The following is a 21,559-nucleotide window of genomic DNA, read 5'->3' as shown; positions in this document are numbered from 1 at the left end:
AAGTGTTCTCAATAATTACTTTTTGAGATAAACCAAATCCCATACACCGTGGCCTAGCTTAATGCCACGGTTTTCAAACTTAGTCACTGGGCGATAGCTTGGTCGCTCTACATAACCCAAGTGCAACATCCTTAATTGCTCGGCACTGGGTTTAAATTCATTTAATTCTTTTCCAGCCATCTCTGGCTTATTGATATCTTCAGCAGTAAAAGTTTCGATCTTGATTTTCTGACTTGAGGTATTTTGAAGGGTCGGTTCTGCATTGAGAACTAAGAGCATTTGCTCTGCATAGTTATGCCAATCAGTCGCGAGATGTAAATAAGCCCCGACCTTCAATCGAGAAGCTAACAAGCTAACAAATTCTGCTTGAATAAGGCGGCGTTTATGGTGACGCTTCTTGTGCCAAGGGTCTGCAAAGTAAATGTGAATGCCATCCAAAGAATTTAGACCGATCATATTCTCGAGAACCTCAACTGCATCATGGCGAATGAGACGTAGATTGGTGAGATTATTTTCGCCAATCAACTTTAAAAGCGCCCCCACCCCAGGAGGGTGAACTTCAATCGCCAGAAAGTCATCTTCATTTCGTAAAGAAGCGATTTTGGCGGTGGTCTCCCCCATACCAAAACCAATCTCCAGAATCTTGGACTTTGTAGATCCAGAAAATGTACTTACTAAATCAAGCGTCTTTTCTTGATAAGGAATCAGAAAGCGTGGCCCTAAATCATCGATTGCGCGCTGCTGACCTGCAGTAGTTCTTCCGGCCCTTAATACAAATGAGCGAATGCGCTCAAATCGCTTTGCCTCTTTATTCTCCGCTTGTTGGGTCAACTTAACCCACAACCTTTTTAAAATAGGCAATGGTCTCTTTGAGGCCATCCTCAAGATTGACCTTTGGCTGCCAACCAAGCTTGGCTTTTGCTAATTCAATATTGGGCTGACGCTGCTTAGGATCATCAGAAGGTAGTGGTTGATAGATAATCTTCGATTTACTACCAGACAGCTTGAGAACAGTTTCAGCCAACTGTAGCATCGTGAACTCACCCGGGTTGCCGATGTTTACTGGTCCAGTAAAACCTTGTTCTGAATTCATCATCTTCACCATGGCATCGATCAAATCATCCACATAGCAAAAACTTCTGGTTTGCTGGCCATCACCATAAATCGTGATGTCTTTACCTTGTAAGGCCTGAACGATAAAGTTACTCACCACACGACCATCATAAGGATGCATGCGAGGACCATAGGTGTTAAAGATACGAACGACTTTTATATCTAAATTGTGTTGACGGTTGTAATCAAAGAACAAAGTTTCAGCACAGCGCTTACCTTCGTCATAGCAAGAGCGAATACCAATTGGATTAACCCTGCCCCAATACTCCTCTGGCTGAGGGTGCACCTCTGGGTCACCATAGACCTCACTGGTTGAAGCTTGCAAGATACGCGCCCGCGTTCTTTTAGCTAAGCCGAGCATATTGATGGCACCATGCACACTTGTCTTGGTTGTTTGCACTGGGTCGTACTGATAATGCACAGGTGATGCAGGGCATGCCAAGTTGTAGATTTGATTGGTCTCTACATAGAGCGGAAAAGTCACATCGTGACGCATCAGCTCTAGATTAGGATTAGGCAACAAATGTGCCAAATTGACTTTAGATCCAGTGAAATAATTATCCACCACTAATACATCGTTGCCTTCTTTGAGTAACTTTTCGGTAAGATGTGAACCCAAAAAACCGGCACCGCCTGTAATGAGAATTTTGTTCATATATTTATATTCAAAGATGTATTAATAGTTTCTTGGGGCTCGCCAGCCAGCCGATCTATAGGCATAAACGACTTCAGCTAAAACAATCGATAGTGATGTCATGAAGGATATCAGACCTAGAACGAAGGTCCAAATTACATAGGAAGTTTGCAATGAACGAACTGCTCCCGCCTGAAAGAAGAACAACTCAAGGACAGTTAATGAGATGAATACGCCACTGAGAACATCAAAAAAGATGGCGGCAGTGCAAAGACGGCCGCGGATCTTAGCTTCATTGGCTTCGATCTCCATATGCCTAAGAGCTTCTTCATCTTTAATTTTGCCTTCGAACAATGCATTCTGAATTGCGCGCATCCGATCAACCGTTCTCGCCAAACGACCAGAGATAGCATTAATTAGGGTTGCGACAGCAGTCAATAAGAACACTGGTGCTAAAGCCAATTGAATATTGTTCGTAATTGCGTCTATTGATACATCCATACTCAACTCTCTATATCCTTGAATGATTAATGTGACCAGGCGATCAAGCCGCTATACGAAGTTATAAGAACCAGCAATCCAAACACGATTCGGTACCAAGCAAAAGGAATAAAATTATGGTGCGCCACATAATGAATTAACCAGCGCACACAAACAAAGGCTGAAATAAAGGCAGCTACAAAACCAATCGCAATAGCAACGCTAAATTCTCCAGAGATTGGGATCGGATTTTTCCAAAGCTTTAATAACTCATAGGCAGTTGCGCCGCCAATGACTGGAATCGCCAGAAAGAATGAAAACTCAGTAGCTACAGCACGGGGCAAACCAAACAACATACCACCAATAATTGTCGCGCCTGAACGAGAGGTGCCGGGAATTAATGCAGCACATTGAGCAATGCCTACTTTCAAGGCATCTAAATATGAAAGGTCATCCACTGTATGGATCCGACTACTAATGGTGCTGGTCTTTTCTTGACGTCGCTCGGCCCAAAAAATTATGAACGCACCAACGATAAAGGCAGTAGCAACTGGAATTGGTGAAAACAGCACCGCCTTAATATGTTTGCCAAACACAAAACCCAATCCCATAGCAGGGGCCGAAGCGATTAACAGATTCAAAATGAAACGACGGGAGCTAGCGCTCTTCGCTGCAGAAAGTACTACCTTAAGGAGCTTTTCTCGGAACTCCCAGCAGACAGCCAAAATAGCGCCAAACTGAATAATGACTTCAAAGGCTTTGCCTCGCTCATCATTAAAATCCAGCAAATCGCCAACCAAAATAAGGTGCCCCGTACTGGAAATAGGCAAAAACTCTGTGAAGCCCTCTACTACCCCGAGAATAACTACTTTTAGTAACAATATTAGATCCATGGGGCAAATTTTATAGGCATCTGAAATTACCGAGCTTATTTGGCAAAATTGAGCCTAAATACCCATCTAAACCCATTTAGCCTTAAACTTCATGCACCTTAAATTAGATGAATTTGATGAACCCAGCCCGCTTTCACCTCTCTAGATTGACCGTCCTCGGTTTAGTCTTGGCCCAGGCGCTCGGGCTGAATTCTTGGAATACGACTGCTTTTGCTCAAAGCCCTAATGCCGCGGCAAAATCAGCTTTACCGACCACCATCAGCCCATCTTCATTACTTGGCCTAGAGCAACCTCCTCAAATTGCCCCGCTGCCAAGCAAGACTGCTTTACCAAGCTCATCTGCGCCCTCTAGCGTTAATAGTGCTAATGACCAAAAAGGGCAATTAACAGACTTGATTCAGCTCTACCAAGAAGCTGCCTTTAGCGACCCCGTCTTAAATGCCGCCCGCTTCAATTACCAGGCAAGTAAAGAGCTTTATTGGCAAGGCCTTTCTTTATTGCTCCCGCAAGCTAATGCCACTCCTGGCGGAACGCGCTACTACCAACACGGCCAGGGAACTACAGTAGTTGCTGCAGGCCCCGGAAACTCTCGAGTCTTTGACCAAAAGAGCTACACCGTCACACTGACGCAGCCTGTTTTTAATTTAGGTGCTCTCGAGGCTTTCAAGCAAGGTGACCTCAATACCAAGATTGCAGATATGCGCTTTTATTTAGCGCAACAGGATTTAATTATTCGCGTCTCACAAGCCTATTTTGACGCTCTTACCAGCCAAGATAATGTTGAGCTTTATCGAAACAAAAAAGGTCTGATTAAGCAGCAACTAGAAATTGCACAGGCTAAGTTTGATGCTGGGTTGGCTACGATTGTTGATGTCAATACAGCACAAGCTGCACTGGATTTGGCGAACTCACAAGAAATAGGTGCCCAAGCAGACTTAGTGGTCAAGCGAGGAGTGTTAGAGCAACTTGTGGGTCGACCTGTTGGCCCACTAAGACCACTCGTCAAAGAAGCCAAAATTGATGGTGTCTTAAAAGATCCACGCTCAAAGAGTAAAGATGCTAAAGGAATTCCGATTGCGGAAAGCGTGAACCCTCAATTGCCGCCAGGCCAAACTTTAGATGATTGGATAAATCAAGCAGAAGCTGCGAACTTTAACGTTCTTGCAGGACAATTGACTGTCAGCCTTGCAGAGAGTACCTATCGAGCCTCTCAAGCACTCAATTATCCTTCGCTGAATCTTGTGGGTACAACGGGCTTTAACACCTCAAACGGTACACCCAATAGTTACACTCCTGCCAATACCAACGTTTACAATAATACCGTTGCATTGCTGATGACCATTCCACTAGTGTCGGGTGGATTTAACAGCTCAGTTATTCGCCAAAATGCAGCCTTACTAGATGCAGCTAAAGCTAACTACGATAATGCCCGTCGTACTGCTGCTCAAAACACACGCACTGCCTTTACGGGATTCTATGGTGGTTTAGCCAGCGTAAAAGCCTATGAGGCAGCAGAGCGCTCATCTAGCTCAGCACTGGAGTCGAGCAAATTAGGATTCCAAGTGGGAACGCTGATTAATATTGACGTTTTAATTGCGCTCGACACCCTCATTACCACCAGATCACAATTGCAGCAAGCTCGTTACAGCACTATTCTCAATGCGATCAAACTCAAGGCGCATGCTGCTGCACTAACTGATGAAGACTTAATTGCAATTAATGCTTTGTTGCGTTAATTTAATCAAGTAAGTAGATCTAGAGAAGCTTTAGCAACTTCATCAATTGTTGGCGGCTCTTTAATGTCCCCAACATTTCGGATCCTTCCTGACCAGTAACCCTCGGTCTTCCATCTTGGGGAATCGCAGTAAATCTCTATAGTGGGTTTGTTCAACACCGCAGACAAATGAGTTAGTCCAGTATCAACGCCAATCACCAATGCTGATTTAGCAATCACGGCAAATGCTTCTTGAACAGAAAAAGCATTTGGCACTAAAGACCCTGGAATTTGCTCTGCCAATTCATTGCTAATCTTTTCCTCGGCTGAGTTTCCCCATGGGAGAACAACTTGATACCCAAGGGCTGAAAGCTTCTTGCCAAGGGTGATCCAATTGATATTAGCCCAACGCTTAGCTTCGCGCGCAGTTGAATGAAAGAACAGAATATAAGGCTTTTCCAGTCCTGCTAATTTCGGATCAATAATAGACTCAACATAACTTACAGGATAAAACTGAACTTTGTCTGCCCTACTAATCAGCAGCAAATCTAAGGCTGAGCAAGCCACGTAACGTGAACGATCTACTGCATGGCAGTGAAATGGAACCTGGACTAACTGGTTATAAAAAATTCTGGCTATTGGCTCATATCCAGAAAATTCAGTAGCATTAGCAAACCCTGACACTATGGCATTTGAACTCTTTTTAGCTAGAGAACAAACTAAAGCAGACTTCAATAAGCCTTGGGTTTCAATGACTATGTCATAACTTACTTCTTGTAGCTCGGCCTTAAAAGCAAAAAATTCTTGCCATGATTTTTTAATCAACCAAGCTTTCTTCCAGCGACGCAATCCAAAGGGAATAATACGATCTATTCCCTTAAAACCATCTCGACTAAGGAGTGGCATTAAGAGTTGAACGTAAGCCTCCTCAACTACCCAGTCAATTTGTGCATTAGGTAGTCGCGCCCGAATATCCCAAACTATAGGCAGATTATGGAGTACATCCCCCAAAGAGGATAACTTTACTAATAATATTTTTGGGGATGCGTCTTGATTGGCCATTAAAACTTAGGGGCTTGATCCCAAGATAGGCCAGCAGAATCTTTAGGATTGAGATTGGGCACTACTCCTAACGATAGTGGCCATTGAATGCCTACTGATGGGTCATCCCAGGCCAAACAAACTTCACTTTGGGGGTGATAGTAGTCAGTAGTTTTATATAAAAACTCCGCCGTTGGCGAAAGTACTAAAAATCCGTGGGCAAAACCCGGTGGAATCCAGATTTGCTTATGATTTTCTGCGCTCAACTCTACCCCAACCCATTTTCTATAAGTTTGAGAGTCTTTTCGTAAGTCTACCGCCACATCAAAGACACTTCCCGAGACAACTCGCACTAACCTGCCTTGCGTTTTCTCCAACTGATAATGCATTCCACGCAATGTAGATTGACGTGAAAAAGAGTGGTTATCTTGGACAAAGTTGACATTAAGGCCCGTCGCCTGTGAAAACTCTTGTAAATTAAATGACTCAGTAAACCATCCGCGCTCATCACCAAATACCCTCGGCTCAATAATAAGAATATCCGCAATAGCGGTTGGCGTTACTGCAATCTTAAGGGGCTGATTTGAACCTGACATTAATTAGCTTTTTTAGGCGATAAGGAGATCGGTTGTGATCCACTCTTCATTTCATTCAGAATTTTTTCGAGATACTGACCATAACTATTTTTACATAACTGAGAAGCTACTTTTTGAACTGCTTCGGCGTTAATCCAACCCTGACGATAGGCAATCTCCTCAGGACAAGCAACCATAAGACCCTGGCGCTTTTGTAGAGTGGCAATAAAACCAGCTGCATCCAATAAAGAATCATGCGTTCCAGTGTCCAACCAAGCGAAACCACGGCCCATAATTTCAACACTTAATTGATTTTTTTCTAGATAAATACGATTAACATCGGTGATTTCTAGCTCACCACGTGCACTAGGCTTGATTGAGCTAGCAATATCACATACTTGGTTATCATAAAAATACAGGCCCGTCACTGCATAATTACTTCTTGGCTCGTTTGGCTTTTCTTCAATCGAAATTGCCCTGTGGCTTTTATCAAATTCCACAACGCCATAGCGCTCAGGATCAGTCACATGATAGGCAAATACTGTCGCTCCATTTACATGTGCATCAGCCCGCTCTAGATTACCCTTTAGGTGATCTCCATAAAAAATATTATCCCCAAGCACTAACGCACTTGGATGGTTATTAATAAAGCTTTTTCCTAAAGTAAATGCCTGAGCCAGGCCGTCTGGCGAAGGTTGTACGCAGTATTGAATATTGAGACCCCACTGAGACCCATCACCTAGCAGCTCTGTGAAACGTGGCGTGTCATGTGGAGTGGAGATTACTAAGATGTCCCTTATGCCTGCCAACATTAAAGTAGTCAGCGGGTAATACACCATCGGCTTATCGTAGACAGGCATGAGCTGCTTAGAAACAGCTTGAGTAACCGGATATAGGCGAGTACCGGACCCACCAGCCAAGATAATTCCCTTGCGATTTTTTGTAATGCTATTTGCCATCTCTATCCCTATTTGCCAGGATGAAGCAAATCGTTAATTCTGAGTTAATTGATTAACGTATGTAATTACTTGCTCATTCCATGATGTATCCCAATGGGGTAATTTTGACACAAGACCCAAGCGCTTTAGCTCAAGTTGGAGCTTTTGAGTGGAAAGGCGAGAATTCATCGGCCTCGGGGCTGGTAGAGGGTACTCCGATGCTGGAATGGGGATAATGGTAGCGAGAGAAGTTGGCAACTTTTGGCCTGCATCTAAGGCAGCCTGCACAGCTAGACAGGCTAAGCCATGCCAGTTTGTTTCTCCTTGAGGAACTGCATGATAAATACCTGAGGCGAATGGTCTTAGTTGACCCTCATCAAATACCAAATGAATCCCGAGCTCTGCAAGCCAAGAAGCGCTAGTAGGCACACCGTATTGATCCTGAATCACCTGAAGAGCTGAGCGCTCTTTTGCCAATCGCAAAATGGTTTTAATGAAATTGCGGCCATCACCATAAACCCAGCTAGTCCTCAGAACCGCATACTTGCCATTACTATTACTATTGCTAGCAAAAGCTTTGAATATTGCCTGCTCTCCAGCTTCTTTGGATTTTCCATAAATACTTAATGGATTCGTCTTATCTAGCTCTGAATATGCACCCTTCTTAGACCCATCAAATACATAGTCAGTAGAAAAATGGAGCAACGTTGCATCATGTTCCGCAGCATATTTGGCCATTACTTCTGGAGCGCTTGCGTTAATCGCAAATGCCAATTCTGACTCGGTTTCAGCCTTATCTACAGCAGTATAGGCAGCCGCATTAATAATCAGCTGAGGCTTAATATTAATCAATATATCGTTAACTTGGCTTAAGTCACTGAGATCACATTCACCTCGACCAACGAAAAGAACATTGCCACCCGCTTGGAATGATGAATTGTTCAACTGCCCCTGAAAAGCTCTTCCTAGTTGACCATCTTTTCCAAAAACAAGGATATCCATAAGTCAATAAGATTAGTTGTGATACTGCTTCTCAAGCCAGTCCCGATAAGAGCCTGTTACTACACCTTGAACCCAATCTGGATTATCTAAATACCACTGGACCGTTTTACGAATACCGGTATCAAATGTTTCGGCAGGACGCCAGCCTAATTCTTCTTCAATCTTGCTAGCATCAATAGCATAGCGACGATCATGACCAGGACGATCTTTTACAAACGTAATTTGGTCAGCATACGACTTACCATCAGCACGAGGTTTTAACTCATCCAAAATTGCACAGATTGCATTGACTACCTCTAGATTGGCTTTTTCATTCCAGCCACCAATGTTATAGGTTTCACCCAATCTTCCTTTGGCCAATACTTCGCGAATCGCAGAGCAATGGTCGCCAACAAATAACCAATCTCGAATCTGCTGCCCGTCTCCATAGATAGGCAAAGGCTTACCATTCAATGCATTCAAGATCACTAAAGGAATCAGCTTTTCTGGGAAATGATAAGGACCATAATTGTTTGAGCAATTGGTTGTCACTACCGGGAAGCCATAGGTATGAAACCAAGCGCGTACTAAATGATCTGATGCAGCCTTTGATGCGGAATAGGGGCTATTGGGTTCATAGGGATTGCTTTCTTTAAAAGCGGGATCAGAGGGTGCTAGTGAACCATAGACCTCATCAGTGGAAACATGATGAAACCGAAACTCCTCTTTTTCAGAATCCCGCAAGGATGCCCAATACTCTCGCGCACATTCCAATAAATTAAAAGTTCCAATAATGTTTGTTTGAATAAACTCTGCTGGACCATGAATGGAACGATCTACGTGACTTTCTGCGGCAAAATTTACTATAGCGCGTGGACGATATTTAGATAATAAGTTACTAACCAATCCTTTATCGCCTATATCTCCATGAACAAGCATGTGCCTCGGATCTACTTTTAGGCTTTGCAAGTTGGCAAGATTACCGGCGTAAGTTAATTTGTCTAAATTAATAACACCCTCAGCCTCGGAAGAGGAAAGCCAACCCAAAACGAAGTTTGCACCGATAAATCCTGCTCCACCTGTTACTAAGATCATTGTTTTAATTTAATTGGTTTTTAAGAATTGAAATCTATGGCGTTTGCATTATTCGAAGATATTTATTAAAACGCTTCTTCCCAAATAAGAAAATACCTAATATCTGAAATAATTTTAAAACGCCTATTGGTTTTGGGAGCGCAAGTTCCTCAGTTGCACCCCCAGGGGTTTTATCGCAATTAATTAGGGCCGGGTTAATAAAGATGCGGTAACCCCTTTTTTTGAGATCTCGATGAAAAGGGATGTGGTCAGCCACATCAATTCCACCCGCTTGGTCATCCGTTCCAGCATATCGTCCCGCTAAAAAAGCCTCGCGAGAGTAAATACCCAAACCTCCAAATGCAGAGTCCACCTCTATTAAATCTGCACGCGGGTCAATTGGAGACTGCTTACAACCTACAGCAATCTTTTGTGCAGCTTTATCACCTAGAATGTTTTCCAATTTACGTTTTTGCTCCCAACAGTCCATTGGGTTCCAGTAGGGATGACTTAGCGCCCAGACATCATAGTATTCGCCAAGTTGATTAGCAGTAATAACATCCCATGGCTCATGAACCTCCCAGCACTGAGCAATCTTTTCACGGGTAACTAATCCATTCATACCGTCCATATCGGCCATAGCAATGTAATCAACTTGTGCATATTGAGTATTATTGGCAACAGCATCAATAATGAGATTACGGCAATAAGCAATACGATCTGTTCTCTTGGATAGCTTTTTGCTTAACTCCCCTACGCTCACATAAGCAAAGTTCGAAAAGGTTTTTGAGAATTTTTCCAGCCTAGCGACAGTGTCATCACTAGAGTCGCTCTCAACAACAAAGCAATAGACCTTCTTAAACCCACCCAAGCTAGCCAGCAAATGTCGCAAATCATTCTCAATTTGAGCAGAAGCATTTCGTACCGGCCCCGCCAACAAAATGGTCGACTCGGCAATCGGTTTTCTCGACTTTTTAAATAGATTAATTAAAGACATAAGACATCTTACACGGAACTAGGTTCTTCATAAGGCGCTAGGCCAATGCAAAATCATCCTTGATTTGGCCAATGATAGTATCAGCAAAATTTTGCGAAGAAAATGGGGTAAATTGATTGCTCAATAAAAATTCTCTAGCGGCCTGTTGGTATTGAGCAAACCGTTCTGGAGTCATGCTCTTGAGATATCGATAAAGATCTGAGTAAGAAGCAAATTGGCGGAAATCAATAAAGCATTCAGCTGGAATATAGTTTGCAATACCAACATCACCCCAGTAGACCGGAATACATCCAGCAAAAAAACAATCAAATATTTTTTCAGTGATGTAGCCATCAATATTGCGAGCATTTTCAAAGCAAATACAAAACCGGGTTTTACTTAGAACTTCATACTTTGTTTTAGCAGGCCCCTGATAGCTCTTAAAAACCGGTTTTCCTAGTAAAAAAGGTATAGCCTTTTCCATGCGATAACGTAGCTTACCTAAACTACCCAATCTTTTTTGTGGAACTTTCCAACCATTACCGTAAAGCTTAAAGTCCAAAGGCGCATTTTTTTCAAACCATTGAATAGCCTTAACTCTCTGGGAATATAACTCGCGCTCATCTACCAAATTAGCATGGCGGTTGCTACCGATCAAACAAACAAAATCTTGACGCTGGGTATATGTAGGGCCTTGAAAATCCCCACTACATTCTTTGGGAATGGGATTTGGGTATTGAATCTGCACAAATCGATCGCGCATTACCATACCGCCATGATAATCTTGAAGACCATTGTGAAGCAGATCTTTATTCCAGGTGAAGATTCGGTCAAACTGATTTAAATACCAGCTATCAGCGTTTCTGGGAATAGTAAGCGGTGTCTCATACAATATAAGATAGTTTTTCTTGGCGCCGCAAGGAACAAAATCGATTGATTCAACATAAAGCGAAAAATCAGGGGTTAAATGCTTTTGAGCATTTACATCAGCAGTATGAAGCTCGATGCCATTTTGACGCGCTACCGCAGACATCAAACGCATAGGTTCTAGGCAATCATCACGGTTGCGAGAGCTCTGTGGATTAAAAATATCGTCCTGACCGTTCTCCCACCCATAAATACTGCCAGTTAACATAAATTACCTATTCATTTAAAAAATAATTCGGCCTAAATAGCACTATTCCAGAACAATGCCCCATCTAATGTTTTAATTATAGGGATATGAATATCACAACCCAAATTCAAGGCGGCCTTGGAAATCAACTCTTCCAATATGCCACTGGAAAAGCCCTTAGCAATAGATTAAAAGGGTCACTACTTTTGGATATTGACTGGTTTAATCATGGCTGGGATGATGTGACGCCAAGGCACTTTTTATTACAAGAACTCAGGCTTAACTACCAAATTGCACAACAAGGTCCCGCCATTAAATCTCCAAAGAGGTGGCGTAGAATTGCCCAAAAATTCTTACCTTTAAGTCCATACGTGCTTAGGGATAGGCCATTTCGTTTCAATCAGACTCTTAATACATTTAAGCCTTATGCCAGCCAAGATGTCTATCTAATGGGATATTGGCAATCCTTTAACTACTTTGAGTCAATTCGCCAAGATCTGATTGATGAGATTAAGCCTATTACCCCTCTGTCAACCCATTACCAAAATTATCTAGAAAAAATTGAGGGTAGCCGTTCTGCAATGATTCATATTCGCAGAGGCGATTATGTACATCTGCCTAATGCAGCAAAAGTGCACGGATTTTTAGGGCTAGAGTACTACCAAAAAGGTATGGATTTACTTTTAGCTGCCGATTCCAATCCGCAATTTTTTGTTTTCTCTGACGATCTTGATTGGGCTAAAGCCAACCTACCTCACCAAGACAGAATCTGCTTTATTGAAAGCTCCAATGAAAATAGTTCGCCCGTACAAGAGCTTTTTCTAATGAACCGCTGTCAAAAGCATTTGATCGCAAATAGCTCTTTGAGCTGGTGGGGCGCATGGCTTAGCAATAGCCCAGCACCTATGGTGATAGCACCGAAACACTGGACGAACGATCGCGAAAAATATTGGCATGACCTATTGCCACCACAGTGGCAAAGAATCTAAAACCAGTCTAACTAGTGAGCATCCCACAAATAGAGGCAACTGCCGCAACAATCACGCGCTCTAGACGCGTAAACGGCGTCCAAATACCATTCCCCCTGAACTGATAGCGAGAATAAATTTGATAATTGGCACCGATAGAAATTCCTGGAATCTTTTTATTTAGTGCAAATAAAAAACGGGGTGCCAAACTTAACCTTTCCTTCAAAGGTAGCCTTCTTGGGATAAGAATATCGCTAATCCCTAGAGTGTTAAGATATTGCTTTCTACGTTTATCAAAAATATTATTCACCTTAGCATTTTTCACTTTACTGATTTGATTGTCGTGTACGCGATATGTGATTAAGTTTTTTGGCACATTTCCAAACTTACAACCTGCTAGAGCCAGGTTGACCCACATAACGTAATCCTCAGCACCATCATTGCCTGGGAGATAAGGTACTAAATTCAATACTTCTGACCGCCCCATCACTGATGGATTACACAGCGGACTACACACTGTAATCATCGCCCTAATATCTGCATCCGAATGCCGTTGCTTTGAGAATTTCAGTTTGCCCGACTTCTGATGTAAAACTATATGATCTGTGCCACATAGATCTAAGTGATTAGATCGAAGATATTGCAACTGCAACTCAAGGCGCCTTGGATCCGCTAAATCATCTGAATCTAGAAAAGCAATAAATTCTCCCCGTGCCATTCCCACCAAGACATTTCTGGCGCTCACTAGGCCTTTGTTTTCTGGGAGAAATACTTTCTTTAAGCGCGGATCCGAATAGGCGTCAATAATTCCCACAGTGCCATCGCTAGAGCCATCATCCAAGACGATGAGCTCAAAGTTGGTATATGTTTGATTGAGAATACTTTCAATTGCGGGTCCAACATAGTCCTCAACATTAAAAGCTGGCATTAAAACACTGATCAATGGGTTTGATGCAGAATGGGTCATTAAATAAAGCTTTGTAAGTAACGGCCAAAACGCTTGATACGCTTAAGCAATTGTGAAGGTAGGGATTTTTGCGATTGACCAAGATTGAGCTCAGCTTCCCAAGCAGACTGATAAATAATGCCTAAATAATTTTGAGCAACTTTGAATTCAGTTTCACCTAAACGCCTCATTAAGAAATACTGCCAATCATAGTGGTAGGTACGAAATAAGGGTTCAATTGCAATCAATGGAATGGCACGATACCGTTGAAGCGTTTCACCATAAATTAAAGTCTCTGGGTGGTCTGGACTGATAAAGTCCCATAAGCTAATGCCCTCAGGCTCGAGATACTCTGCGGCTAATGACTGCCAAACTTTAGCCGACCAAATAAATGGCGCTGGCGCGCAATAAAAATTTGGCCCTTTACGATGAAATAACGCTTTGACACGCTCCGCTTCTAGTTTTAGATCTCTTCCAACCTTTTCATGTCCGCGATCAGCGGCAAGTTGAAACAACTCTTTATTTTGATGCAGCACCGTATAGGGTACACCATCGCTTGATAAGAAGTCAGACTTATAGAAGGTTCGAATAAAGAAACTATCTGAATCTAAGCATAAATAGTTTTCAGAAAAACCTAATCGCCAAAATTCTGATTTGATAATTTGCTGAGATAAGCTTCCAGGCATAGCCTTATATTTTTCTAGATCTGCGTGAGGGTTAGCAGCAACAATTTCCTCATCTGCAATCCAAATGTAACCATTCTTACCGAGTGATTCCTCTAATAAATTTTTATCCGCTTTTGGGGTGGAAATATAAAAATCTAAGCGATCAGAATTGAATTGATTGATAGACTCCAGCAGCCGCTTTAGGCGCAAGAAATCTCGTGCATAGGATTTACAGTAGAGAACAAAATCTTTCAAGCGATTTTCCTGTGATGATTTCTATCGAATTTGCACATGGGTCAATATAGTACTTACTGCCTGATCTACGCCAATCGGCTTCCAAATTGGTTCAATTAATTGCTTGGCTTGCCAGTCTAACCAAATTCTCTCTAATGCCATAGCAATGCCTTCGGAATCGCCTTCAGCGCTTAAATAAGCGCCCCGCTCTAGCAGCATCTGATCAAGCTGAGGGTTACGATGGGTTATTCCCCAAATAGGTCTACCCGTCCATAGGTAGTCATAAAACTTCGAAGGAATATATTCAGCGCACCACTCATCATTACCGTGCAGTAATATCAATATATCGGCCTCTTGCATTTTTTCGGCCACACGCTGCCGACCAGACTTGCCAGTGAGAGGGTCAATCTCTAGGCGGCCATGCGCTAATAGCACATCACTAAATCCAAATTTTTCAATTGCCTCAACTGTTAGCGAATCTAATGGTGCTCCGTAAGCATGAACTCGTATTAAATCGCGCGCCTCAGGATGCTTTTGAAATAAAGGGATCAAAGCCCTAAGAATAGTTGATAGGGAGCGATCATTCGCCAACGAACCAAAATGACATAAATTTAATGTATCCGTATATTGGTGTGCTTGATTATTGTTAAGACTACCAGGGGGCTGAGCACCTGGCGTCACTACGAAACCATGAGCATTATTTAGGGTATTTAAATTGGGGTTGCGTACTTTAGCGTAATGCAAGGCACCTTCGGTAAACCACCAGACCTTATCTGGGAACCGTGTGAGTTGATTTTCTAAATAGTGCCTAAAGCGAGCATCACGATTCTTTGGCCTATTAAAGCCTTGATCGTTTGGATTTTTGCGAATTACTAAGGGATCATGAACCTCTGAAATAAGCTCGATTCCTGTTACCTTTTTAAGCCAAACACCAGCTAAGTGAGCGGACCACGCACTACCAACAGAAAGCACAACATCCACCTTGCCAGCACGAATTAACCTGTAACCATGAAAAAAAGCTGGCAGAGACCACGACCATTGACTCGAGTAGCCCAAGCAAAGCTTTTCAATTGCGATCAATGGGGCAAGCAAAATTGAAACTGTTCGGGTTGTTAGCTTATAAAACCAGCCGCGACCATACTTGTTTGCAATCCAGTGTCGAAAATCGAATCGAAATCCTGATGGCCCCCAAGCTATGTATTGAAAGTGAGGAAAACGATCATCTTTTAGGCCTGTGATCGCACTCAATACAATTGGCTCTACGCCAGCATCTAGAAAATAAGGGATCTTATCGGTAATCGTAAGACTAGCAGCGCGGCCATCCATATTGAAAGCGTGGGAAATAATCAGCCAACGCTTTTTTTCAGTTACACGTGGAATAGAGATACTCACGTAAGACTCCGATAGGCTAAATTAATTAGCAGCAACGATCGACATTACCGCCATGCGCACTGCAATACCAAAAGTGACTTGATTTAAAATCACTGATTGAGGTCCATCAGCTACAGCAGAATCAATCTCAACACCCCGGTTCATGGGGCCTGGGTGCATTACTATTGCATCCGATTTAGCAAGTGCCAAGCGTGTTGTTGTTAAACCATATTGCCTAAAGAAAGCATCGCCCTCTGGCACTTGCCCTACTTCCATGCGCTCTTTTTGAATGCGTAAGGTCATTACGACATCAACATCTTTCAAGCCTTCTTCCATATTATGAAAGACTTTTACACCCAGCATATCGAGATCGCCAGGTAGTAAGCTCTCGGGGCCAATTGCACGAATGTCTTCACAGCCTAAAGTGGTAAGCGCATGAATATTTGATTTAGCAACACGACTATGCACAATATCGCCAACAATTGCTACTTTTAAGCCTTTGAAATTCTGCTTAAAGTGACGCATCGTATACATATCCAGCAAACCTTGGGTTGGATGTTGATGGCTACCATCACCAGCATTAACAACGTGTACATGCGCTGGTACGTGACTAGCAATTTCAATCGGGGCTTTTGATACGCTGTGGCGTACCACAAAAATATCTGCCTGCATTGCTACAAGGTTATCAATCGTATCGAGAAGGCTTTCACCCTTAGCAGTAGAAGAGGTAGAGATATCTAAGTTAATGACATCAGCTGATAAGCGCTTAGCAGCAATCTCAAAAGTAGTTCTAGTACGTGTAGAGTTTTCAAAAAAGAGGTTGAAAACGCTTTTGCCTCTTAATAGAGGAACTTTCTTTACCTCTCTGGACGGATCGGTCACGCTCACAAACTGCTGAGCAGTATCAAGAATATGAAGGATCTGTTCTTTTGGCAAACCCTCTAAGGTCAAAAGATGTGTTAGCTCTCCAGCGGCATTAAATTGATTCACTAAGTTGCCCCCTGAACCCATTATTCGCGCTCCTCAAGCTGAAAGCTAAATTTACCCGCTTCATTCTTTTCTAAAACTAAAATTTGGTTGTCGGAAACATGCACTTGTTCACCCACAAAGTTTGCACCTATGGGAAGCTCACGATTGCCACGGTCCGCAAGAACCATCAACTCAACTAATGCAGGGCGACCAAAATCAAAAAGTTCATTCAGGGCTGCTCGTACTGTTCTACCAGTAAGCAAAACATCATCAATCAAAATTATGTTGGCGCCATTCACATCAAAAGGTAAATATGTTGTCATGGTGCTCGCAGTTCGCAGAGCAGTCATGCCTTTTTCAGCGTAGTCATCTCGATGAAAAGCGACATTAATCACGCCATAATGAGGTAAGCTCAAATCTTTAGCTAAACGCTCTGCAATCCAGGCACCGCCCATTGCTAAACCGGCAAGCTCAAAAGAACCTTCCTGCGCTCTATTGCGCAATGCATCAACTAGTTTTCCGTATAACAATTCAGCGTTCATTTGTATTCCAACACTTCTCGATTCGATTCCATTTAAGCCGGCGGCCGTTCTGCAAAATACTGCTCCAAAATTAAAGCTGCAGAATGCGCATCTAGATTGTCCCGCAACTTAGGGTCCGCCTCCAAAATAGCAGATGTAAAGCGCTCGTCGACCCAGGTAACAGGTAAATTTAGCCTTCCACGCAATTGATTCCCAAATCGGGTTGCCTTGGCAGTCATTTCATGTTCTTCACCATCAGGATGAACTGGACGACCCACCACAAGTTGATTGGGTTGCCACTCATCTACAAGAATCTGGATTTCCTGGAAAAGCACATCAATATTAGGGGCGGCAATTGTCTTTAATGCTTGCCCCGCTTGCGTTACTGAATTACCTACTGCAATACCAACGCGACGTGTACCGTAATCAAAAGCCATTACAGTGAGTGCGCTCATATTAGGCGTGCCCTGCTTCACCAGAGAGAGATGACAAATCAAAGCCAAGATGACTCATTGTCTTTTCATAACGCTGACTTGATGGGGTATTAAAAATAATCTCCATCATTTGATCGCGCGCGAGAGGAACATTCATCCAGCCATTGAGAGTAATTTCCTCTTCAAGTTGACCAGCGCCCCAACCCGCGTAACCAAGGGTCATCAAGAATTTTCTAGGGCCATTGCCAATAGCTACAGCCTCAAGAATATCTTTAGAGGTAGTCATCGTAAGACCGCCGGGAATAATTAAGGATGAACTATAGGAAAGATGAGGATTTGATTCATGAAGGACAAACCCACGTTCAACCTGAACGGGCCCACCAAAATAAACAGGTTGCTCTAGCAAAGGAGCAATTTCGAGCTTGAGTTCAATCTTTTCAAAAAGAGTAACTAAATCAACCTCAGTAGGCTTATTGACCACCAAACCCATTGCCCCTCGCTCGTTATGCTCAAACAAATAGATAACAGAGTTTGCAAAATTTGGATCAACCATGCCTGGCATGGCGATGAGGAACTGATTTGCTAAATGATCGGCTGAATAGGAGATTAAAGACCCTGGATCTGAATTATGGGGGGCTTGATTGGCCGAAGTCATGTAACTATTTTACCGAATATCTAGATTTTTCCAGTAATCCAATAAGCAAGAATACCGACTACCTCATGAACTAATTTATTCCAGTTTTGAATGCCGTCCTCTAGGTCAAATGAGGTCCAATTGAGGTGGTTTGCAGTCTGATAATCAACGGGTATTGGAATAACAGCAATACCTTGTTTTTCAAATATTTTCGCTGAGCGATACATATGGCTGGCTGAGGTAATCAAAAGCCAAGGTTTTGAACCTCCAGTCTCATTCTTTAGCCCGAATTCCTGAATCATTGGCTTCATATACCGAACATTCTCATAGGTATTGCGAGACTGATTTTCGTAATGGGCCATCTTTTCGCTCAAGCCCTGCTCCGCAATCAATTGCTTAAATGCATCTGCTTCAGATAATCCCTTAGGATTGATGCGGCCTGAGTACCCACTAAAAATATACGGTAAATCGGGATATATACGAATTAACTCAAAAGCTTTCGTCACCCTTTCGGCAGATGAATAAATTGAGATTTCTCCACGATCCACGGATATTTGACCACCCTCGATCGCGCCACCCAATATGATGATTCCGCCGATATCGCCTTCGGAGAGATTTGCTAAGGATGTTTTAGGAATTGCATCCTCAAGACCTCTGAGACCTAATTCGGAAGTGGGCAACCACCCCACTACGAGCATATCAAGTAAAGCAAGGAGTAAAAAGCGCCTGCATAAATCGGGCTTTCTGAGCGACAGAAATAACAAGCTCAGGACAATAAAAACAATAACCCAATTAAGTGGCTCTATAAAGAACTGCACTGCTTTCGAAAGAATAAAAAAGATCGTATCCATCATTAGTAATGATCTTAACCCTTTTGGGCGGGGCTTCCCTCAACAAATTCTGCCAATTAGCCCTAATATAGGGGCTATGCAAAAAGCTCTAGTTTGGCTCCGCCGCGACCTCCGCCTTTATGACAATGCGGCACTTCATCACGCTCTTAAAGAAAGTGAGCAGATCTGGGTAGCTTTCATATTTGACACCGACATTCTGACACCCCTGAAACAAGGCGAGCTTGATTCAAAAGGCTTAAAACATGACCGTCGAGTCGATTTCATTTGGCAAGGGCTAATGCAGATTGATGATGAACTCAAGCAACTGGGCGGAGGCCTGATTGCGCGCTTTGGTAAGCCCACCGAATGCATTCCAGAAATCGCTAAAGCACTCGGTGTTGAAACCGTTTTCACTAACCACGACTATGAACCCTCTGCGATTGCTAGAGATGAAATTGTTCAAACCTCATTAGAAAAACTTGGTATTCAATTCGAAAGCTTCAAGGACCAGGTAATTTTTGAGAAGAAAGAAATTCTCACTAACTCCAATACCGTCTTTTCCATCTTCACGCCTTATAAAAATAATTGGCTAAAGACACTTCAAGAAAAAGATCTTGCTTTCTACGAGTGCAATCCTAAACCAGGACAACTAGCCTCAATTCCCAAAAAATTAGATCTGCCATTTCCATCGCTTGAGTCTATGGGCTTTTGTCCCACCGGTATTGAAGCCTACTTACCGCCAGGATCAGCGGGAGGACAGGCCTTTTTAGAAGACTTTCTGTCCCGTATTGATCACTATCAAATCGGCAGGGATTTCCCAGCTATCAAAGGTGTGAGCTATCTATCTACCCATCTTCGCTTTGGCATGCTTTCGATTCGGGGCCTAGTACGCGAGGCCCATCGCAGAATGTTGGCAGGCAGCATGGGCGCTACCATTTGGCTGAGTGAGCTCATTTGGCGGGATTTTTATTTCATGATTCTGGCCAATCATCCACGCTTAGTGGATGGTGCCTCATTCAAACCAGACTATGACAATATTGTTTGGGAAGAAGGTGTTCATGCTAAAAAATTATTTAAGGCATGGTGCGAAGGTAAAACTGGCTACCCATTAGTTGATGCAGCAATGCATCAACTTAATCAAAGTGGTTATATGCACAATCGCCTGCGCATGGTAGTGGCGAGCTTTTTGACGAAAGACTTAGGAATTGATTGGCGTTGGGGTGAAGCCTATTTTGCAGAACATCTCAATGACTTTGAGCTCTCATCCAATAATGGCGGCTGGCAATGGGCGTCTTCTTCAGGTTGCGATGCCCAACCCTACTTCCGGATCTTTAACCCCATTACTCAATCAGAAAAATTTGACCCAGAAGGAAAATTTATACGCCGTTACTTGCCGCAATTGGAAAAACTTTCTAAGAAATCGATTCATGCCCCATGGAAAGTAGGTCATATTGAGCTTGAGGCTGCAGGCATCGTACTGGGGCGAGACTATCCGCTACCTGTAGTCGATCACGACGAGGCACGCAAGAAGACCTTAGTACGTTATAGCGTTGTTAAAAAAGTCGGCTAAGACTACTAATAACTTATCAATCCGCTTTAAGATAGGGCATGAGCAAGATCTATGCTGTTGGTGACGTTCAAGGATGTGCACCATCACTCAAAGCCCTCGTTAAGAAGCTTCCCAAACAGTCGAAAATGATTTTTTTGGGTGACTTAGTCAATCGCGGTCCCAACTCACTTAGCGCGTTGCGTCAACTCAAAAAACTTCAAGAATCCGGTCGAGCTGAATGCATTCTGGGCAATCACGATCTTCACCTTCTGGCAATTGATGCTGGAATTCGCAAAACCAAAAGCCTTGATACAGTGGAAGTAATTCTCAAAGCACCAGACCGCAGAGAGCTCATTAATTGGGTACGCAAGCGCCCTATGGCGCTCAGCAATGGAAAACTACTGGCCGTGCATGCTGGTGTTCTCCCACAATGGGATTTACAGCAAGCGATCGAATGTGCGCAAGAAGTGGAGAAGGCTTTACGTAGCAAATCCTATAAAGAGTTTCTGGGAAATATGTATGGCAATACGCCCAATAAATGGAGTAACTCCCTAAAAGGCTACGAGCGCCTACGAGTCATTACCAATGCATTGACCAGAATGCGCTTTTGCACCCCAGGCGGACAAATGGAGTTTGAAAGCAAAGAAGGTCTAGAAAATGGTCCAAAAGGCTATATCCCCTGGTTCAAAGTTCCCAAAAGGAAAACCCGAGATACCTTGATTTACTTTGGCCACTGGTCCACTCTGGGCTTACTGCGTCAGCACAACGTTGTAGGACTAGATACTGGCTGCGTGTGGGGAGGAAAACTTACCGCTATGCAGATTTCAGACACCAACAAAGACTTGAAGAAGTCTGAGATTATTCAAGTAGATGGCTATGACCATCCGCTAAGAATGTAATTAAGA

Annotated in this window: 23 protein-coding genes; 4 read left to right on the top strand and 19 right to left on the bottom strand. The window is 43.0% G+C overall.

Going from position 1 to position 21,559, the window contains the following annotated elements; all coding sequences use genetic code 11:
* Positions 1 to 15 precede the first annotated feature (15 nt).
* Genes trmB through A8O14_RS01385 form a run of 4 tightly spaced genes read right to left on the bottom strand, consistent with a single transcriptional unit; the run spans position 16 to position 3,120 of the window.
* The gene (gene trmB, locus A8O14_RS01400; RefSeq protein WP_068949657.1) at positions 16 to 831 is read right to left on the bottom strand and encodes a tRNA (guanosine(46)-N7)-methyltransferase TrmB; all 816 of its coding nucleotides are present in this window, start codon (positions 829 to 831) and stop codon (positions 16 to 18) included.
* 1 nt (position 832) lies between these two features.
* Positions 833 to 1,768, bottom strand: a complete 936-nt coding sequence (locus A8O14_RS01395) for a UDP-glucuronic acid decarboxylase family protein (protein ID WP_068947874.1) — start codon at positions 1,766 to 1,768, stop codon at positions 833 to 835.
* Between the two features lie 21 nt (positions 1,769 to 1,789).
* Positions 1,790 to 2,248 (bottom strand): DUF2721 domain-containing protein, encoded by a 459-nt coding sequence (locus A8O14_RS01390; protein WP_068947873.1) that lies wholly within the window; start codon positions 2,246 to 2,248, stop codon positions 1,790 to 1,792.
* A 26-nt stretch (positions 2,249 to 2,274) separates the two neighbouring features.
* Positions 2,275 to 3,120: an undecaprenyl-diphosphate phosphatase gene (locus A8O14_RS01385; RefSeq protein WP_068947872.1), complete on the bottom strand. Its 846-nt coding sequence runs from the start codon at positions 3,118 to 3,120 to the stop codon at positions 2,275 to 2,277.
* A gap of 116 nt (positions 3,121 to 3,236) precedes the next feature.
* On the opposite strand from A8O14_RS01385, the gene A8O14_RS01380 reads away from it, so the two are divergent.
* Entirely contained in the window at positions 3,237 to 4,856 is a 1,620-nt protein-coding gene (locus A8O14_RS01380; protein WP_068947871.1) for a TolC family protein, read from the top strand.
* 5 nt (positions 4,857 to 4,861) lie between these two features.
* Here A8O14_RS01380 and waaC read toward each other — a convergent pair whose 3' ends face one another.
* The 7 genes from waaC to A8O14_RS01345 are packed head-to-tail and all read right to left on the bottom strand — an operon-like array spanning position 4,862 to position 11,554.
* Entirely contained in the window at positions 4,862 to 5,896 is a 1,035-nt protein-coding gene (gene waaC / locus A8O14_RS01375; RefSeq protein WP_068947870.1) for a lipopolysaccharide heptosyltransferase I, read from the bottom strand.
* Positions 5,896 to 6,471: a dTDP-4-dehydrorhamnose 3,5-epimerase gene (gene rfbC, locus A8O14_RS01370; RefSeq protein ID WP_191904664.1), complete on the bottom strand. Its 576-nt coding sequence runs from the start codon at positions 6,469 to 6,471 to the stop codon at positions 5,896 to 5,898. The genes waaC and rfbC overlap by 1 nt, the downstream gene beginning before the upstream one ends.
* Positions 6,471 to 7,409, bottom strand: coding sequence for a glucose-1-phosphate thymidylyltransferase RfbA (rfbA, locus tag A8O14_RS01365; protein WP_068947869.1), 939 nt, complete (start codon positions 7,407 to 7,409; stop codon positions 6,471 to 6,473). Before rfbA ends, rfbC begins: the two co-directional genes overlap by 1 nt.
* Before the next feature lie 33 nt (positions 7,410 to 7,442).
* Positions 7,443 to 8,390, bottom strand: a complete 948-nt coding sequence (rfbD, locus tag A8O14_RS01360; protein ID WP_068947868.1) for a dTDP-4-dehydrorhamnose reductase — start codon at positions 8,388 to 8,390, stop codon at positions 7,443 to 7,445.
* A 12-nt stretch (positions 8,391 to 8,402) separates the two neighbouring features.
* The gene (gene rfbB / locus A8O14_RS01355) at positions 8,403 to 9,464 is read right to left on the bottom strand and encodes a dTDP-glucose 4,6-dehydratase (protein ID WP_068947867.1); all 1,062 of its coding nucleotides are present in this window, start codon (positions 9,462 to 9,464) and stop codon (positions 8,403 to 8,405) included.
* A 34-nt stretch (positions 9,465 to 9,498) separates the two neighbouring features.
* Entirely contained in the window at positions 9,499 to 10,440 is a 942-nt protein-coding gene (locus A8O14_RS01350) for a glycosyltransferase family 2 protein (protein ID WP_068947866.1), read from the bottom strand.
* 37 nt (positions 10,441 to 10,477) lie between these two features.
* The gene (locus A8O14_RS01345; RefSeq protein WP_068947865.1) at positions 10,478 to 11,554 is read right to left on the bottom strand and encodes a glycosyltransferase family 10 domain-containing protein; all 1,077 of its coding nucleotides are present in this window, start codon (positions 11,552 to 11,554) and stop codon (positions 10,478 to 10,480) included.
* An 86-nt stretch (positions 11,555 to 11,640) separates the two neighbouring features.
* Between A8O14_RS01345 and A8O14_RS01340 the strand changes: the two genes are divergently transcribed.
* A complete protein-coding gene (locus A8O14_RS01340) occupies positions 11,641 to 12,522 on the top strand; it encodes an alpha-1,2-fucosyltransferase (RefSeq protein WP_068947864.1) in 882 nt (293 codons plus the stop codon).
* 7 nt (positions 12,523 to 12,529) lie between these two features.
* Here the strand turns inward: A8O14_RS01340 and A8O14_RS01335 are convergent, their stop codons facing one another.
* From A8O14_RS01335 to A8O14_RS01300, 8 genes are all read right to left on the bottom strand, one after another.
* Positions 12,530 to 13,468, bottom strand: a complete 939-nt coding sequence (locus tag A8O14_RS01335) for a glycosyltransferase family 2 protein (RefSeq protein WP_068947863.1) — start codon at positions 13,466 to 13,468, stop codon at positions 12,530 to 12,532.
* Complete coding sequence (locus tag A8O14_RS01330) at positions 13,468 to 14,367, bottom strand: DUF6492 family protein (protein ID WP_068947862.1); 900 nt, start codon at positions 14,365 to 14,367, stop codon at positions 13,468 to 13,470. Before A8O14_RS01330 ends, A8O14_RS01335 begins: the two co-directional genes overlap by 1 nt.
* 21 nt (positions 14,368 to 14,388) lie before the next feature.
* Entirely contained in the window at positions 14,389 to 15,738 is a 1,350-nt protein-coding gene (locus A8O14_RS01325) for a glycosyltransferase family protein (protein WP_228385089.1), read from the bottom strand.
* Positions 15,739 to 15,759: 21 nt separating this feature from the next.
* Positions 15,760 to 16,728 (bottom strand): aspartate carbamoyltransferase catalytic subunit, encoded by a 969-nt coding sequence (locus A8O14_RS01320; protein WP_068947861.1) that lies wholly within the window; start codon positions 16,726 to 16,728, stop codon positions 15,760 to 15,762.
* On the bottom strand, positions 16,728 to 17,228 hold the full coding sequence (gene pyrR / locus A8O14_RS01315) for a bifunctional pyr operon transcriptional regulator/uracil phosphoribosyltransferase PyrR (protein ID WP_068947860.1): 501 nt from the start codon (positions 17,226 to 17,228) through the stop codon (positions 16,728 to 16,730). Before pyrR ends, A8O14_RS01320 begins: the two co-directional genes overlap by 1 nt.
* Before the next feature lie 32 nt (positions 17,229 to 17,260).
* Entirely contained in the window at positions 17,261 to 17,662 is a 402-nt protein-coding gene (gene ruvX, locus A8O14_RS01310) for a Holliday junction resolvase RuvX (protein WP_068947859.1), read from the bottom strand.
* 1 nt (position 17,663) lies between these two features.
* Entirely contained in the window at positions 17,664 to 18,203 is a 540-nt protein-coding gene (locus A8O14_RS01305) for a YqgE/AlgH family protein (protein WP_068949654.1), read from the bottom strand.
* A gap of 113 nt (positions 18,204 to 18,316) precedes the next feature.
* Positions 18,317 to 19,129, bottom strand: coding sequence for a YdcF family protein (locus A8O14_RS01300; RefSeq protein WP_228385088.1), 813 nt, complete (start codon positions 19,127 to 19,129; stop codon positions 18,317 to 18,319).
* Positions 19,130 to 19,202: 73 nt separating this feature from the next.
* Here A8O14_RS01300 and A8O14_RS01295 point away from each other — a divergent pair, with 73 nt between their 5' ends.
* Both A8O14_RS01295 and A8O14_RS01290 read left to right on the top strand, forming a co-directional pair.
* Positions 19,203 to 20,675 (top strand): cryptochrome/photolyase family protein, encoded by a 1,473-nt coding sequence (locus A8O14_RS01295; RefSeq protein ID WP_068947857.1) that lies wholly within the window; start codon positions 19,203 to 19,205, stop codon positions 20,673 to 20,675.
* A gap of 38 nt (positions 20,676 to 20,713) precedes the next feature.
* Positions 20,714 to 21,553 (top strand): symmetrical bis(5'-nucleosyl)-tetraphosphatase, encoded by an 840-nt coding sequence (locus tag A8O14_RS01290; RefSeq protein WP_068947856.1) that lies wholly within the window; start codon positions 20,714 to 20,716, stop codon positions 21,551 to 21,553.
* Positions 21,554 to 21,559: the final 6 nt, after the last annotated feature.

The organism is Polynucleobacter wuianus, assembly GCF_001659725.1.
In the GTDB taxonomy this organism is placed as follows: domain Bacteria; phylum Pseudomonadota; class Gammaproteobacteria; order Burkholderiales; family Burkholderiaceae; genus Polynucleobacter; species Polynucleobacter wuianus.
This window is presented reverse-complemented; position numbering and strand designations above follow the sequence as displayed.

Coding starts and splice junctions, on each gene's coding strand:
- A8O14_RS01395 (WP_068947874.1), bottom strand. CDS start 1,768: ATGAACAAAATTCTCATTACAGGCGGTGCCGGTTTTTTGGGTTCACAT.
- A8O14_RS01390 (WP_068947873.1), bottom strand. CDS start 2,248: ATGGATGTATCAATAGACGCAATTACGAACAATATTCAATTGGCTTTA.
- A8O14_RS01385 (WP_068947872.1), bottom strand. CDS start 3,120: ATGGATCTAATATTGTTACTAAAAGTAGTTATTCTCGGGGTAGTAGAG.
- A8O14_RS01380 (WP_068947871.1), top strand. CDS start 3,237: ATGAACCCAGCCCGCTTTCACCTCTCTAGATTGACCGTCCTCGGTTTA.
- waaC (WP_068947870.1), bottom strand. CDS start 5,896: ATGGCCAATCAAGACGCATCCCCAAAAATATTATTAGTAAAGTTATCC.
- rfbC (WP_191904664.1), bottom strand. CDS start 6,471: ATGTCAGGTTCAAATCAGCCCCTTAAGATTGCAGTAACGCCAACCGCT.
- rfbA (WP_068947869.1), bottom strand. CDS start 7,409: ATGGCAAATAGCATTACAAAAAATCGCAAGGGAATTATCTTGGCTGGT.
- rfbD (WP_068947868.1), bottom strand. CDS start 8,390: ATGGATATCCTTGTTTTTGGAAAAGATGGTCAACTAGGAAGAGCTTTT.
- rfbB (WP_068947867.1), bottom strand. CDS start 9,464: ATGATCTTAGTAACAGGTGGAGCAGGATTTATCGGTGCAAACTTCGTT.
- A8O14_RS01350 (WP_068947866.1), bottom strand. CDS start 10,440: ATGTCTTTAATTAATCTATTTAAAAAGTCGAGAAAACCGATTGCCGAG.
- A8O14_RS01345 (WP_068947865.1), bottom strand. CDS start 11,554: ATGTTAACTGGCAGTATTTATGGGTGGGAGAACGGTCAGGACGATATT.
- A8O14_RS01340 (WP_068947864.1), top strand. CDS start 11,641: ATGAATATCACAACCCAAATTCAAGGCGGCCTTGGAAATCAACTCTTC.
- A8O14_RS01335 (WP_068947863.1), bottom strand. CDS start 13,468: ATGACCCATTCTGCATCAAACCCATTGATCAGTGTTTTAATGCCAGCT.
- A8O14_RS01320 (WP_068947861.1), bottom strand. CDS start 16,728: ATGGGTTCAGGGGGCAACTTAGTGAATCAATTTAATGCCGCTGGAGAG.
- pyrR (WP_068947860.1), bottom strand. CDS start 17,228: ATGAACGCTGAATTGTTATACGGAAAACTAGTTGATGCATTGCGCAAT.
- ruvX (WP_068947859.1), bottom strand. CDS start 17,662: ATGAGCGCACTCACTGTAATGGCTTTTGATTACGGTACACGTCGCGTT.
- A8O14_RS01305 (WP_068949654.1), bottom strand. CDS start 18,203: ATGCCAGGCATGGTTGATCCAAATTTTGCAAACTCTGTTATCTATTTG.
- A8O14_RS01300 (WP_228385088.1), bottom strand. CDS start 19,129: ATGATGGATACGATCTTTTTTATTCTTTCGAAAGCAGTGCAGTTCTTT.
- A8O14_RS01295 (WP_068947857.1), top strand. CDS start 19,203: ATGCAAAAAGCTCTAGTTTGGCTCCGCCGCGACCTCCGCCTTTATGAC.
- A8O14_RS01290 (WP_068947856.1), top strand. CDS start 20,714: ATGAGCAAGATCTATGCTGTTGGTGACGTTCAAGGATGTGCACCATCA.